At 44.3% G+C, this 13,513-nt stretch carries 16 protein-coding genes and 1 pseudogene; 6 read left to right on the top strand and 11 right to left on the bottom strand.

Annotation, left to right across the window (positions count from 1 at the left end; genetic code table 11):
- Window positions 1-17: 17 nt before the first annotated feature.
- From R2Q26_RS04225 to R2Q26_RS04205, 5 genes and pseudogenes are all read left to right on the top strand, one after another.
- A complete protein-coding gene (locus R2Q26_RS04225) occupies window positions 18-1,403 on the top strand; it encodes an MFS transporter (RefSeq protein WP_317535119.1) in 1,386 nt (461 codons plus the stop codon).
- Window positions 1,404-1,868: a single-stranded DNA-binding protein gene (gene ssb / locus R2Q26_RS04220; protein ID WP_317535118.1), complete on the top strand. Its 465-nt coding sequence runs from the start codon at window positions 1,404-1,406 to the stop codon at window positions 1,866-1,868.
- Window positions 1,869-1,957: 89 nt separating this feature from the next.
- Window positions 1,958-2,152 carry a hypothetical protein gene (locus R2Q26_RS04215; RefSeq protein ID WP_317535117.1) on the top strand — a complete coding sequence of 65 codons (195 nt, stop codon included), beginning with the start codon at window positions 1,958-1,960 and terminating at the stop codon, window positions 2,150-2,152.
- 18 nt (window positions 2,153-2,170) lie between these two features.
- A pseudogene (locus R2Q26_RS04210) lies at window positions 2,171-2,479 on the top strand (hypothetical protein); the annotation flags it as partial.
- Between the two features lie 96 nt (window positions 2,480-2,575).
- Window positions 2,576-2,794 carry a hypothetical protein gene (locus tag R2Q26_RS04205; RefSeq protein WP_317535116.1) on the top strand — a complete coding sequence of 73 codons (219 nt, stop codon included), beginning with the start codon at window positions 2,576-2,578 and terminating at the stop codon, window positions 2,792-2,794.
- A 384-nt stretch (window positions 2,795-3,178) separates the two neighbouring features.
- Here the strand turns inward: R2Q26_RS04205 and R2Q26_RS04200 are convergent, their stop codons facing one another.
- Window positions 3,179-3,670: a PEP-CTERM sorting domain-containing protein gene (locus R2Q26_RS04200; protein WP_317535115.1), complete on the bottom strand. Its 492-nt coding sequence runs from the start codon at window positions 3,668-3,670 to the stop codon at window positions 3,179-3,181.
- 165 nt (window positions 3,671-3,835) lie between these two features.
- Between R2Q26_RS04200 and R2Q26_RS04195 the strand changes: the two genes are divergently transcribed.
- Complete coding sequence (locus R2Q26_RS04195; RefSeq protein ID WP_317535114.1) at window positions 3,836-4,711, top strand: cytochrome c; 876 nt, start codon at window positions 3,836-3,838, stop codon at window positions 4,709-4,711.
- Window positions 4,712-4,865: 154 nt separating this feature from the next.
- Here the strand turns inward: R2Q26_RS04195 and R2Q26_RS04190 are convergent, their stop codons facing one another.
- The 10 genes from R2Q26_RS04190 to R2Q26_RS04145 form a co-directional block, all read right to left on the bottom strand.
- Window positions 4,866-6,956, bottom strand: coding sequence for an MtrB/PioB family decaheme-associated outer membrane protein (locus R2Q26_RS04190; protein ID WP_317535113.1), 2,091 nt, complete (start codon window positions 6,954-6,956; stop codon window positions 4,866-4,868).
- 219 nt (window positions 6,957-7,175) lie between these two features.
- Window positions 7,176-7,535, bottom strand: a complete 360-nt coding sequence (locus R2Q26_RS04185; protein WP_317535112.1) for an MtrB/PioB family outer membrane beta-barrel protein — start codon at window positions 7,533-7,535, stop codon at window positions 7,176-7,178.
- A gap of 19 nt (window positions 7,536-7,554) precedes the next feature.
- Window positions 7,555-8,505 carry a DmsE family decaheme c-type cytochrome gene (locus tag R2Q26_RS04180; RefSeq protein WP_317535111.1) on the bottom strand — a complete coding sequence of 317 codons (951 nt, stop codon included), beginning with the start codon at window positions 8,503-8,505 and terminating at the stop codon, window positions 7,555-7,557.
- A 525-nt stretch (window positions 8,506-9,030) separates the two neighbouring features.
- Window positions 9,031-9,405 carry a hypothetical protein gene (locus R2Q26_RS04175; RefSeq protein ID WP_317535110.1) on the bottom strand — a complete coding sequence of 125 codons (375 nt, stop codon included), beginning with the start codon at window positions 9,403-9,405 and terminating at the stop codon, window positions 9,031-9,033.
- 139 nt (window positions 9,406-9,544) lie between these two features.
- Complete coding sequence (locus R2Q26_RS04170; protein ID WP_317535109.1) at window positions 9,545-9,922, bottom strand: hypothetical protein; 378 nt, start codon at window positions 9,920-9,922, stop codon at window positions 9,545-9,547.
- Between the two features lie 126 nt (window positions 9,923-10,048).
- Window positions 10,049-10,735 (bottom strand): Crp/Fnr family transcriptional regulator, encoded by a 687-nt coding sequence (locus R2Q26_RS04165; RefSeq protein WP_317535108.1) that lies wholly within the window; start codon window positions 10,733-10,735, stop codon window positions 10,049-10,051.
- A gap of 143 nt (window positions 10,736-10,878) precedes the next feature.
- Window positions 10,879-11,565 (bottom strand): peptide-methionine (S)-S-oxide reductase MsrA, encoded by a 687-nt coding sequence (gene msrA / locus R2Q26_RS04160; protein WP_317535107.1) that lies wholly within the window; start codon window positions 11,563-11,565, stop codon window positions 10,879-10,881.
- A 3-nt stretch (window positions 11,566-11,568) separates the two neighbouring features.
- On the bottom strand, window positions 11,569-12,111 hold the full coding sequence (msrB, locus tag R2Q26_RS04155) for a peptide-methionine (R)-S-oxide reductase MsrB (RefSeq protein WP_317535106.1): 543 nt from the start codon (window positions 12,109-12,111) through the stop codon (window positions 11,569-11,571).
- 205 nt (window positions 12,112-12,316) lie between these two features.
- Complete coding sequence (locus R2Q26_RS04150) at window positions 12,317-12,823, bottom strand: hypothetical protein (protein ID WP_317535105.1); 507 nt, start codon at window positions 12,821-12,823, stop codon at window positions 12,317-12,319.
- 123 nt (window positions 12,824-12,946) lie between these two features.
- Window positions 12,947-13,489, bottom strand: a complete 543-nt coding sequence (locus R2Q26_RS04145; RefSeq protein ID WP_317535104.1) for a hypothetical protein — start codon at window positions 13,487-13,489, stop codon at window positions 12,947-12,949.
- Between the last annotated feature and the right edge of the window lie 24 nt (window positions 13,490-13,513).

Genomic DNA, 13,513 nt, shown 5'->3' with positions numbered 1-13,513 from the left:
TTCTCACAATCTGATTCATGTCTGCATTATCAACTTCCGAAAAAATGTCTCCGATAGAAATGCGCTCCTCCATCGGCCTGGCCGGTGTTTATGGATTACGCATGTTTGGATTATTCATTATTTTGCCCGTTTTTGCTCTATTTGCGGAACATCTTCCCGGTGGTGATAATTACACGCTGGTGGGGATCGCACTGGGTGCTTACGGATTGACCCAGGCGATTCTGCAAATCCCGTTTGGCTGGATGTCTGATCGCATCGGACGTAAACCTGTCATTTATATGGGGCTAGTGCTATTCGCCATTGGCAGTTTCATGGCAGCTACTGCCATTGATATTTATTGGGTGATCGCCGGTCGCATCGTTCAGGGTGCAGGTGCGATTTCCGCGGCAGTCATGGCGCTTGCCGCTGATCTGACTCGCGAAGAGCATCGCACTAAAGCCATGGCCATGATCGGGATGACCATCGGTGCTACCTTTGCAATTTCACTGATGCTTGCGCCTTTACTGAACCAATGGATCGGCGTACCGGGTATTTTCATCATGACAGGTATCTTGGCGATAGCGGCGATTGTTGTGGTTAACAAAGTGATTCCAGATCCCGCCATCAGCCGCTTTCATTCCGATACGGAAGTATCCACCGGACGCTTTACCAGCGTCCTGAGTGATCCGCAATTACTGCGCCTGAACTACGGTATTTTCGCGTTGCATGCAGTGTTGATGGCGCTCTGGCTGGTCGTGCCACTGTCGCTGCGTAATGCGGGGCTGGCGGCAGAGCAGCACTGGCAGATATATCTGCCAGTGCTGGTTTTATCGGTTGTGCTGATGGTGCCTGCCATCATCTATGGAGAAAAGAAAGCCAAACTCAAACCCGTCTTCGTTGCCGCAGTCGTCCTGCTATTGGTGGGGCAGATTTTGCTGGCGCTCATGCATCAATCTTTATGGGGAACCGCGGCGGCGCTACTGGTATTTTTTACTGCCTTCAACCTGCTGGAAGCCAGTCTGCCTTCGCTCATTTCCAAGATCGCACCGGTTGGCGCCAAAGGGACTGCCATTGGAGTCTACAGCAGCACCCAGTTTCTGGGTGCATTTGTTGGCGCAAGTGCAGGCGGTTATTTTTATCAGCATTACGGGGTGTACACGATTGCTGCTTTCTGCGCGCTGTTGCTGATTATTTGGTTGTATCTGGCAGCTACCATGAAGGCACCTGCAGCAGTGCGCTCCAAAATGTATCATGTTGAAGAGATGGATGCGGCTCAAGCCAGTGGACTGTCGCGTGAACTGGCAGCATTGCCCGGCGTTTATGAAGCGCTGGTATTGGCCAATGAGCAGGTGGCTTATCTAAAAGTCGACCTCAAAGGGTTTGATGAGGAAAAGGTTGTCCGATTATTAAAGGGGGACGCATAAATGGCATCAGTTAATAAAGTTATCCTGATTGGAAACCTGGGACGGGATCCGGAAGTACGTTATATGCCAAGCGGTGACGCCATGGCTAATTTGAATATTGCTACAACTGATACTTGGAAAGATAAAGGCGGTGAAAAACAGGAGCGAACCGAATGGCATCGTGTGGTGATGTTTGGCAAGCAGGCTGAGATTGCGGGTGAATACCTCAAAAAGGGCTCGCAGGTTTATATCGAAGGTCGTTTGCAGACGCGTAAATGGATGGATAAATCTAACATTGAGCGCTATACCACCGAAATCATCGCCGATCGCATGCAAATGTTGGGTAGTCGCGCGGCTGGAGCTAATTTCGAATCCTCAGGCAGGGAGAGTGAATACAACAACAGTGCGAGCTATGCTGACAAGCCTGCTAACCACAATAAGACAGGTAGCGGGTTTGACGATCTGGAAGACGATATTCCGTTTTAATTAATTCAATTTGCTCTTTTTGCCTGTTTATAACATTGTCGGGTTAATATCGGCTGGGCGTCTAGGTCGCGGTCGCGAAAAGAAAACTGATGCCCGATCAGGGTACCAGCGTGACAATGATCGCATTGTTTTTTCAAGCGCTTTTCGACGTTTCCAAGATAAGACGCAAATCTTTCTACTGGCTGAGAGCGATTAATTCTTTGATTCTTGATACGGTATCGGTATTTGAGATGAATTACGATAAGCTTATGGAAGGTACACTTGAGCAAGACTTAATGGCATAGTCTAAATTTAGCAAGGAACTTAGAGCTATCAAAAAGCTCTCCCAAGAAAAAGTGTATGTTGCGCCAAACGTTCTTCATATTGAAGCAGCCGGTTTTGAAGTGCTTGGTAGCCTGTTGGATAAGGTCGTGCCGGCCTTAGTTGGCGGTAAAGGTTTAAAAACTTCGGCAGAAAAGAAAATTCTGGAAATCATTCCAGAACAGTTCAAAAGAGGAAAAACACCTTACGAACGACTTCTAAGTGCCACTGATTTTGTTTCGGGTATGACAGATTCATTTGCAGTTACTCTATACCGTCGACTTCGAGGTATTGAGTTACCCAGAGGATAGGATATTAATTGTCAGGTAGCGGTTCACTCTATAAGATAGTTGAGGAGTTAAATAGAGGTAGATCTCCATAACATATCTTGTTGGAGGTGAATGCATATGAATGGTATTCAAAGAACTGCAAACCAAGTGATAGCTCATTTTAAGCAGGGGCTTTCTGCCGAGGCGTTGAGTAGTTTGTCGCCTTCTGATTTCGACAGACTTACCGTGCTGATTAAAGATGCGCTTTCGCGTGATAGGGAAGAGGTAGCTGATCAGCTGGAAGCGTTAGCGCGCAAGATAAAAGCGGATATTGAGGAATTTGATTTAAGTTTATAGCATTAGGTAGGCTGATGAACAAAATTTGCTAAGAGAGAAGAAATAGCTTTCCTTTTTAGCAGGTGAGGGTAGCGCGTTTTCATTCATCGCGCTTGACTCATTTGAATGAAGCCAATCGACGGCATCCTCGTTCGGTTTATATCAAATTTTGTCCAGCTAGCAGTTTTATCACATGACTACCTTTTTTGAGCGTTTACAGATACCTATTTCGATATGTTTGTCGAAATAAATTGTAATCCCATGGAGAATATGGAAAAGCGGCGATTGTTCATGGTTTTTTTCAGCCAACATAATTTCAATAGCAACCGCCGGCGAGCATATGAGCATGTACAAAAAATCACTGACTCGCAATGCATTGAGCGCTTAAAGATTTCATTTGCTGGATCAATAATAATCCTGCCGTCGTCTCATTCCAAGGAAACTGAGCAAGCCGATCCCAACAAAAGCGAGCATGCCAGGTTCAGGACTAGCCGCTGCTGGGGTCGGCTCTTCGACTACTGCACCATTCGGGTTTAGTGTGAGGTGATCCTTAATGGAGGAGTGACAAGAGGAAGTGCTAATATTCGCATTTGACAGGTTTGGATAATAAATTGCGCTCAATTCCTTCGAGCTGGAACTATTGAGGAAAGTAAACAAATCATTATTACTTCCTGCTTCCAAATTGGCAAATTCAGTCGGATTAGCTGTTGGGATCAAAATATCGCCATTCCCAGTGATAAGATCCAATTCGATACCTTCTCTCGAATTGACATCGTTCTGTAGTGTGTTGCCAACTGTTACACTTGGGGTGAGCGGAATTGCCTGCGCACTAGTACTGGTAAATGCTAAAACCAGGGTTAGTGAAAAGGATTTAAGCAGTGTTTCTAGAGGTGCCATAAGTGAAATACTCCTTTGTTGCGGTTATACAATGTGACAATGGGAGGCATTGTGGCTAATTATTCGTTCTATGCCTATCGTACCGAGGTACACCGTACTTTGGTCTCATCTGGAAGAAGAATGAAATGATGATTGGCTTAGTGGAGCTATAAGGGTTGAACAAGAATGAAAAATCTTTGGTATGGCGGATTCGTGATTGCTGCTCTCTGCATGCTTGCTAGTTTAACCAAGCTGGTATTTGCTCAAGACAGTGGGGTAAATACGGTTATTGAATTTAAAAACAAGGGCGAGATCGTGCAAACGCTGAATCTGCACGAATTTGATAAGCTTGCACCAGCTAGTTTCCTCAAGATTTTTGAGGTGCATGAGAAAAAAATGCGCATTTATCAGGTTTACCCTGCACGATTGCTGTTGGATCAGGTCTTTGGCAAAAACTGGAGGAGGGCAGAAGAGATCGTTTTTCTCTGCGTAGATGGTTACCAGCCAAGCATTCCCGTAGCAAAGTTCCTTGCTTACGATGCCTATTTTGCTTTTGCTAGTGCAGACGATACTCCGTTCATGTTGAATAACGTCCTGCAGAATAACGAAATGGTCAGATTAGAACCGCTCTACCTGGTATGGGATAATCTGAATACATCTGAATTACTCGAAGAAGGTGCAGCGGACATGCCTTACCAGATAAAAGGGATTGAGCTGACCTCTTTTGCAGCTCGTTTCCCGGCTCTTTTTCCACCGGTCAATGCATCTCAGGAAGTGCAGCAGGGGTTCCTGCATTTTCGCAAGCACTGTATTGCATGTCATACTATTAATGGTCAAGGTGGCGGCAAGGCGCCAGAATTGAATTATCCGCTTAGTGTGACCGAGTATATCAAGCCAGAATATCTGAAACGCTGGATTGATGATCCATCCAGTATTCGCTATAACACGACCATGCCGGCGCTGACAGCTGAGATTCCAGCACGGGAGAAGGTGATAGAAAAAATTATTGCTTATCTAACAGCGATGAAGACGGTAAAACCTGAACAAAGTGTTGGACCCTAACTCGTTATCTTGAGAATTTTTTAATCAGCAAGATCATTAACTAGACCGATTTTCTTCGCATGCTAGCAAGATACGGGATTATGGAAAGGCATTTTACTTGAATGCCTTTCGAGATCATATGCGTCCATTCCAATAAAATCACTGCTGCACTCAGTTATTGCCAGCTGTAATAAGCAGAAAGACCCAGGAAATTGACCAACTGGTTTGTGTCTTGTGTTAATTGTGTTCCATCGGTATAAGTCCATCTGTTCCAGGTCCACTCGTTGGTTTTAAAATAATCAAGAATATAATCCAAACGAAGGCCAAGATTTTTTTGTAATGCATATCTTGCAAATAAATTCCATCTACCTTGTTTGAAATTAATATTGGGTACAGGCGTATTACCAGGGCAGCAAGCAACCTCAGTGATTGATTGTTTAAACTTGTCAGTAATATCAGAGTAAGTAAGGTTGGTGCCTATTTCGAGTTTCTCATGAGGTCTGCCATTCATTCCAACGCCAAATGAAGTACCTAAATTTTCCAGCTTAACAGACCAGGGCACGCGCGGTTCTGGTGTTCTGGATGCTTGATCGATTTGTGTTTCGTTTCTTGAGAACCATGCATTTGCTTGCAAATCTTCAGAAAATGTGTAAACAGCATCTAGTGAGTAGTTTCGTGCAATACCTTTATGAATACCTAAGCCTGAGTTGCTGCGGTCTCCATCAAAGTTGTCCCATGACTGGTCTACTGCGACTTGCACGGACAGAGGCTCAAGAGGTTCCCAATTAAGCAATAACCGCACTTTGTCCCGATTGCGATCAGCGAGATTAATCGGAGCGATCAGGTTAAAGAATGGATCACCCGTTGCTTTGACATTAGTTAAAAAATGTGAACCAGAGCGATCGCTGTGTATATATGAGATGGTTCCTGTCAAAGCTTCTGCCAATGAGCGTCTCAATTCAACGCGACCAGATAATTCGTCGGTATGATTTCGATGGCTCGTTGTTTGAGGCGTCCCAGTCCGATCCCAGTGCTCATAATCAATACCACCAATCAGGCGCAAATTCATAGGCAATGCGTAGCTCGCCTCAAATTTATTGGTAAAAGTCGTGAAAGAACGTGGGGTATTAAATCCATTCCAACGATTTCCATTTAAATCAACATTAAATGCATTCGGGTTGTAAAGAAAAACAGGAGTTTTATCATCACGATCTTCATAGCGGAAATTCGCAAGTAGAGTAAGCTTGGATAACGGTCGAGAAGTGACGGCTGCTTGCACTAATGATGTGTCAACCTTCCCATGCAGATTACTGGGAGCGCCAGGAGCTGTAAGCTGGGTCGGAAAGAAACCATCTGTTTGACTTGCTATAGTATAGGCAGCTTTGAATGTACCTCGGGTGTATGGGTTGAAGCTGTATCCTCCAGACAAGAACGCCTGGTGTGCTTGATTATCGGGTGGTAGTGCGATAGGAGTAAACAAGCTAGGAGCAAAAATTCCGCCCACACTGCTGCCGCCAGTAGTGGTCAAGGCTGTATTTTTATTTTCAAAAAGTGTTCCATAGTATCCTCCGGATAGCTGAAGATCTTTACCGTTATAATTGAGTGTTGCTCCAAATATACGCGTAGTGAAATTAATAGGCTCAGGAATGAATTCATAGCCACCCACTGCAGTAGGTCCAGGTGGACCTAGCCGATTGCCCCGTCCGAATATGCGTGCACCATCTTTTTCTTCATTCCTGAAATGAACCTGCAATTCAAAATTACCCGGAAGAAATTTATGAGCACCCAAGCTGATAATCTCTCGTTCAGTTTTGAGCCGCAAGGGGTCTCCGGTAGTAGGAGTAGTGGGAACTTGAAGGTGAGAACTACCGATTCCTTTAACTGCAGTAATGGCAGTGAATGGCTCAAATCGCGGTGTTTGGTTGAATTCAAAAAAGTAACCCCAATTACCTTGCCGACTATGCTCAAGCCGGATATCACGATTCTGGTAGCCCAGGTTACGGCCTATTATCCTAAGCCAGGTGCCGGTATCGTCATTTCTTCTCAATACATCGACATTGAAAATTCCGTAAAAACCTTCGTCACGTAGGCCGCTATATTGACCAAAGCGGGCATTATCATTGAATAAAAAGCCTGCGCCAAAATTAACCGTACTTTGAGGCTTGGTTAACTCCCGGATACTATAATCTTGCTCTGCCCAAACTGAGTTTGCCATGATCAGTAAGACAGCACCAATTTTAGCTTGAGAAAGAATATGCGTTTTCATTGCCTTGCCCTCCGCTTGCTTAACGTTGAAAGAGGCCGTCATTACGAACATTCTCTGGATTATTGCTGCCATGAATGTTGGTATGACAATTCATGCAACCCCTCGCTAATGTATTTCTAGCGTAAGCTCCGGTGGTAGTTCCAAGGGAACCCTGATGGGCATTGGGTTCATGGCATTCCTGGTAAAGGAAAGGAGAACGCACTTATGGCAGTGAATGGCTTAATACTGCGGTGTTTGGTTGAATTCAAAAAAGTAACGCCGATTACCTTGCCGACTATGCTCAAGCCGAATATCACGATTTTGGTAGCCCAGGTTACGGCCTATTACCTTAAACCAGGTACCGGTATCGTCATTTCTTCTCGATATATCGACATTGAAAATACCGTAAGCCCCTTGGTCACGTAGGCCGCTATATTGACCAAAGTGGGCATTTTCATTGAATAAATAGCCTGCGCCAAAATTAACCGTACTTTGAGGCTTGGTAAACTGTTGGATACTATGATGCTCTGCCCAAACTGAGTTTGCCATGATCAGTAAGACAGCGCCAATTTTAGCTTGAGAGAAAATGTGTGTTTTCATTGCCTTGCCCTCCGTTTGCTTAACGTTGAAAGAGTGTGTCATTACGAACATTCTCTGGGTTATTGCTGCCATGAATGTTGGTATGACAATTCATGCAACCTCTCGCTATCGTATTTCTAGCGTAAGCTCCGGTGATAGTTCCAAGGGAACCCTGATGGGCATTGGGTTCATGGCATTCCTGGCAAAGGAAAGGAGCACGCACTTTGAGCAAATTTGGCGCTGTGGTGCCGTGTGGGTTATGGCAGATGGCGCAATTTTCCTGGACGGGTGGATGGTTATAGATAAATGGCCCGCGCTTTTCCATGTGACAGGTGAAACAGGTTTCATTTACACTATCGCGCACTGTCATGCTTGGACCAGCTGAGCCGTGCGGATTATGACAATCTGAGCACACCACTTTCCCTTCGCGAATAGGGTGGCGTGAAGGACGGTTGATCTGGGCCCGTTGCTCCTTATGACAGGTAAAACATACATTGGATTGAGTGTTTTTGTCGCGGACTTTATCTAATACGGTATGGATCTCATGACAAGCAGTACACACCGTATCCCGATTCGCATGAGCGCTCCCGATCCAATGCATGCGCTTGCCTCCTTGATGGCAGTTCAAACACACCTGATTTCTATCCAGAATAGAAGTTCTCGGATTCTTCCCAAAGGTACGTGATGGTTTCGGTGGAATTGCTTGATCACCATCCATATGCTCATCACTTTCTCCATGACAACTAGTACAAGTTGGGGTACGACCATCAGCTACAGTCCCATGTTTAGTTTTGCCAATAAATAACACAGGATTGCCGCTGCTCTCATCATGGCATTTTGTGCATTTTCCATCGTCTCTGAGAACGATGTCTGGCCATTCTTCATCAGAATCATCTTCTTGTGCCATTACATTTTGCATAAAGCCTAGCAAGAACACCAATATCAGCAGCCGCAACATCATGGAGATTAATTTCTCTAAATTATTTAACATAACCCTGCCTTTCTTAAAATCAGATAAGATTGATATTCCCTTTGTGTGCACAAAGCACCCCAACTATGGAAAAATTTTTCGTGTTAAGTGCAATCAATCGCTGTGAGGTTTCCCACTTAACGGGGCATTAATCTGAATGTTAAAAAAACAGAGTGTTTTTTGAACTTATTGAGCCGGCGAAACTGCATTTAACTGGCCCATACTTTATTTTTCCTTGAAGGAAATTGATATAAGCAAAATCTTTAATTTGATCTCAGGAAAATGCCTAAAAAAACAAGAGCAGGAAACTTTTTGAATTGAAAAGGGTTAAGGTAAAATTAAAATTATTCCCTGCAAATTTCACATGGAGTCTTCTTGACTTTCGTGTGACGATATTAGGGAATAACAAAGAGGCAGCTGAAACAGGATTGGAAAGAGCAAGAAGTACTTAGACTTTATAGTTCATCCAAAAGCGATGAGTAGGGTAAATCTTGTACAAGGCGCAGCACTATGGCCTGCTAGGCAAGAATTCTTCAGTTAGCGGATTCATTTGATTGATCCGGTTTCCATTCCATGCTGGATATTCAAGGCCAGTCCTTTAGCTTCCTGGAAACTTGATTGGTGGCTAACAATAATCGTAACAAAACTCGTTTTGTCAGCAGTTCGCCGGCAATGCACGACCAGGTTATAGTCATTGTTGACAAGCGCAACATCATCCGCACGCTCGAGGATTTGTCCTGTTACTGCAGCAGTAACCGCTGTGTATGCTTGATTCAAGCAGTCTTTTTTACTATGGTTCAAGGGCAGAACAGAGTAAAAGAGAGATGGCGAGGCGCTTTCAGCTGGTTTGATTGGAATAATAAACAGCATTGCGCAAATAATCAGTAAGAACCGTATCAAAGTAACGGCTTGCATAGGCATAACACTTTCTCCAGAAATGTGCTTAAAAAGAGCATTCGAGGTTTGAATCCTGGTGCTCTCTGCGTTTTACGTAGGCATTTCTGTCTGGCTGTGGTGCCTATGCTTATTTCTTATCCTGCTAATAGCTTTCTTTAGAAGATTACTCTTCTTTACTCGCAAAGTATGAGCGATTTTCTCCTCGATAGTCTGTCAGTAATCCTACCACAATAATAATAAGTCCCATGACAATATAAAAATTCCGAGCGATAAACTCGTCAGCGAAACTTAGGATGAAGGGGATAGCGACTAACACTGGCCCAACTATGCGCTCGATCCAGCCTTGCAGAGTAAAGGGAATTATCTTGATGGCCCCATAGGGAAAACCGGAAACCAAGGTAACAGCAAGATGAACCGCAGCCAATCCATATGCAAGCATTGCGGGTATTTCGCTTAAACCTAATAAGGTGGGCGCCAGTAAAAATATAACGACTGTCAGGAAATCTAAATAGCCATGGTTACGTGGTGAAATTATTTTCATTTGACTGTTCCTTTCATTGAAGGTGAGTAACAGTCAGCACTTTAATACAGCGTTATTGCCAATGTCTGTTAGCTAGACAACATTCGCTTATTGTAAATATCGCAATAGCTGAGTTTAATCAAACGATTACTCATTGATCAATGCTGCATCGTTGATACAAATTTGCTCGCGTGTGTAGTTCAGTATTCCTCGATTTCTGAATTCATTCATGATTGTACTGACTACGGAACGGCTGGCGCCCACTAAATCTGCCAGTTCCTGCTGAGTGAGGAAAATTTCCAGTGAATATCCATGGCTACATCGTGTTCCAAATAATTGAGCAAGTTCCAGGAGTGTTGCAATAACACGCTTGTCAACTGGCTGGGTAAGAATAGTGCGGAGTTTTCGTTCAATTTGTTGCTGACGGTTAGACATCGCCTTGAAAACAGACCATGACCACTCAGGCCAGCGATAAATCAATTTTTTGAAATCTTCGTATTCGATCCGATAGAACAACACTTTTCCCAGAGCCTGCGCGCTTTCTTCCATGGCTGGATTGACACAACCGTGCTGCAGTTGTCCGATGACATCCCCTGACTGTAATAAAGTAAGCGTTAGCTCATTGCCCTGGGCTGTGAGGTAAGTAAGCTTAACGATTCCTGCTTTTATCCAGAAAAAACCAGCGCAACTTTCCCCTTGGCGATAGAGGAAATGTTTATCAGGAATTTCGATTTCCTGAATGGAAGGACATGCTTGCTGCCATTGCTCCAGATTCCATTCTAGAAGCGAATTGAGGGAACCAGCTGTTGTATGATCGTGTTTTGAGGAAGACATGGACAATGCTGCTTAATAAACAGGTTAGTTCTGGAGATCAGGTACATTAGATATTCAAATAGGAATTATATATCGCCCAGAAGTGATGTTTTATACAAGAATTCTCTAGTTATTGCTGCTAAATGGCCAATTTTATCGTCTTATCATTTGCTTCCCCATAATTGAGCAAGACGCGCATCGCGACCACATCTGCTGCGGTAGTATGAATAACGGATAGGGTTCTTGAGGTAGAAATCTTGATGATATTCTTCCGCAAGATAGAATGTTGTGGCAGGTAATATTTCGGTTACTATAGGTTGATCAAAGCGACCGGAAGCAATGAGTGCAGACTTGGATGCTTCAGCCTGCATGTGTTGATGAGCGTCACGATAAAAAATTGCACTGCGATATTGTGAGCCGACATCGCAGAACTGACCACCCGCTGTTAGCGGATCAATCGTCGGCCAGTAAGCAGCAAGCAATTTTGCATAACTGGTTTTGGTTGGATCAAAATATATCTGCACAGCTTCGACGTGGCCGGTTTTTCCTTTGCTGACCTGCTCGTAAGTAGGATTTGTTACTGTGCCACCGACATATCCCGAAATGGTCTTGACCACACCAGGAACTTTATCAAAATCTGCTTCTGTACACCAAAAACACCCTCCCGCAAAGATGGCGATCTCTAGCCCCCTTTCTTCAGCTTGGTTTGGGAGCTGATTGTCAGTATCGGTCAGATCAATACGATTCGACTGTTGGCAGCCAGCAAGGGCAGCCAATATTAAAAATAGCCACATGCCCGCCCATTGGTAATTGTTTCCATATAATTTCGTTAAATCTTTTATGATTTTCATGTTTTACCCCCTGAGTTCAGGGAGCGCTTCTTCTTTAGGGATGAACCGTAGTGCTAATCCATTATTACACCAGCGTTCTCCCCGTGGCGGTGGACCATCATCGAAAACATGGCCCTGATGTCCTCCGCAGCGTGCACAGTGATACTCAGTGCGAGGCCAGATCAGCATGAAATCACGTTTGGTACCCATATGGCCAGAAATGGGCTGGGTAAAACTAGGCCATCCGGTACCACTATCATATTTATGTTTGCTCTCGAATAATGGTAAATAGCAGGCGGCACAAATATAGGTACCCTCACGGTATTCTTTGTTAAGAGGACTGCTTCCAGGGCGCTCCGTGTCTTCTTCAAACAATACTCGGTAAGTCTCTGGTGACAATAAGGGGCGCCATTCTTCGTGCGGTTTATTGAGGGGAGTAACGGTTATCGGATCGATTTTAATTTTCGTGCTCCTGTGTTGCTCAGCAACTAACTCTCGTGAATAGGATGATAGAAAAGGCAATGTTGTCAATGCAACCAACCCTTCCAGTAAAGTACGTCTTTTCATGGGAGATCCTCATTTTTTGAAATAAACTCAGCAAAAATTTGATTAATAATATAGGGTATGGTTCAGCATGACTGGCTTTTCAGAATAGCTTTTTCAGAAGAAGAGATAGCACAAGAATGATGGTTAATGTACCTATTTATGGAGGTGGGCGGGGTTGTAAACAATTCCGCCCACCGAGCGGGTAGTCACTAACAGTGAAGTGCGATTATTGACAGCCTGGTTCTGCAAAAGTAACTTCCCAGTTCATGGAATTACCGCGTTGATCCATTTCAACTGTATATTCATGACCATCGGCTAGAACGCAAGGTATGGTCATTTTACCCGCAGAGAGATCAGCGCGAACTATGGCAGGAGTAAACGATCCCTCGGGTAAGCAAGCACTTACATTGTGTTTAACATAATTTGTAGTTGGAACATCATTTACTAAAGTTGAAGTCGCTACATAGGCATCATTCCCTACTACTTTTATATCAAATGCGCCTGGAATTCGTACGCTAGAGGGAGTAGTGGTAGAAGCTGAAATAAAAACGTTATTAACTTCGTCATAGCGGCAGGATAGCTGAGCGGGTGAATCCGGCATAACAGTGAGACTATTGTTAGCTGCCAAAAAAATAGCTTGTCCTTTAAATACTGCCATAGGATCAGCGTGACTCGACATGGATAAAACTGAACCTATAACGACAAGACTTGATGATAAAAACATATTTTTCATACTTTCTCCTAATTTCTCCTAAAAAGTTAAAAGATTCTGAATCCAACTAACTACGCTATTTACGCTATGAATTTATTTCATGGTTCTCCTTATTTACGTTTGAAGTAGTATCATTAACTAAATTTAGTTAGGAGGGGGCGGTGGTGGACTACCTGGAGGCGGAGGTGGATAGCTGCCTGAAGGAGCGCGCTGAGGTGTCGGTCTGCCACTACTGCTTGAGTATCCTTCATTGACAAAGCGTCCCGGGGAGGGAATGTGATGACCATTGGCATACATGCACTGCATATAAGCTGTATCGTAGCGCTGTTGATTGATATCTCTTGAAGATTGGGCAGCACTGCTTCCAGCCAATCCTCCCGCTAATAAGCCCCCCCCTGCACCAATTGCAGCACCTCGCCCACCTCCAAAAGCAGCCCCTGCGATGGCGCCTAATGCAGTTGTAACAGCGGCGGTTTCTACGCCACTCAATATGGATGCGCGGCGTGGTGTTTGACCACTGACTTGTTCGCTGGCAAATTGTCTACAGGAAGAGTCATCAGCTCTAAATTGATCAAAGGTTTTATTTGCAGCGGGTAAGACCATTACACTTGGTCCCGTCGGTATGTGAACACATGCTGCTAGCAGCGTAAGTAGCAGCAGCATGGAGAATTTGGCAATTCTAGACATAACTAGATTTCCTTTATGATTTGA

Origin of the sequence: Nitrosomonas sp. Is37 (assembly GCF_033063275.1) — a bacterium.
Classification (GTDB): domain Bacteria; phylum Pseudomonadota; class Gammaproteobacteria; order Burkholderiales; family Nitrosomonadaceae; genus Nitrosomonas.
The sequence above is the reverse complement of the archived record's forward strand: the minus strand, read 5'-3'. Positions and strand labels throughout refer to the sequence as shown.

Coding starts and splice junctions, on each gene's coding strand:
- R2Q26_RS04195 (WP_317535114.1), top strand. CDS start 3,836: ATGAAAAATCTTTGGTATGGCGGATTCGTGATTGCTGCTCTCTGCATG.
- msrB (WP_317535106.1), bottom strand. CDS start 12,111: ATGAAAAGACGTACTTTACTGGAAGGGTTGGTTGCATTGACAACATTG.
- R2Q26_RS04215 (WP_317535117.1), top strand. CDS start 1,958: ATGCCCGATCAGGGTACCAGCGTGACAATGATCGCATTGTTTTTTCAA.
- R2Q26_RS04145 (WP_317535104.1), bottom strand. CDS start 13,489: ATGTCTAGAATTGCCAAATTCTCCATGCTGCTGCTACTTACGCTGCTA.
- R2Q26_RS04190 (WP_317535113.1), bottom strand. CDS start 6,956: ATGAAAACGCATATTCTTTCTCAAGCTAAAATTGGTGCTGTCTTACTG.
- R2Q26_RS04180 (WP_317535111.1), bottom strand. CDS start 8,505: ATGTTAAATAATTTAGAGAAATTAATCTCCATGATGTTGCGGCTGCTG.
- R2Q26_RS04205 (WP_317535116.1), top strand. CDS start 2,576: ATGAATGGTATTCAAAGAACTGCAAACCAAGTGATAGCTCATTTTAAG.
- R2Q26_RS04225 (WP_317535119.1), top strand. CDS start 18: ATGTCTGCATTATCAACTTCCGAAAAAATGTCTCCGATAGAAATGCGC.
- R2Q26_RS04165 (WP_317535108.1), bottom strand. CDS start 10,735: ATGTCTTCCTCAAAACACGATCATACAACAGCTGGTTCCCTCAATTCG.
- R2Q26_RS04175 (WP_317535110.1), bottom strand. CDS start 9,405: ATGCCTATGCAAGCCGTTACTTTGATACGGTTCTTACTGATTATTTGC.
- R2Q26_RS04150 (WP_317535105.1), bottom strand. CDS start 12,823: ATGAAAAATATGTTTTTATCATCAAGTCTTGTCGTTATAGGTTCAGTT.
- R2Q26_RS04200 (WP_317535115.1), bottom strand. CDS start 3,670: ATGGCACCTCTAGAAACACTGCTTAAATCCTTTTCACTAACCCTGGTT.
- R2Q26_RS04185 (WP_317535112.1), bottom strand. CDS start 7,535: ATGAAAACACACATTTTCTCTCAAGCTAAAATTGGCGCTGTCTTACTG.
- msrA (WP_317535107.1), bottom strand. CDS start 11,565: ATGAAAATCATAAAAGATTTAACGAAATTATATGGAAACAATTACCAA.
- R2Q26_RS04170 (WP_317535109.1), bottom strand. CDS start 9,922: ATGAAAATAATTTCACCACGTAACCATGGCTATTTAGATTTCCTGACA.
- ssb (WP_317535118.1), top strand. CDS start 1,404: ATGGCATCAGTTAATAAAGTTATCCTGATTGGAAACCTGGGACGGGAT.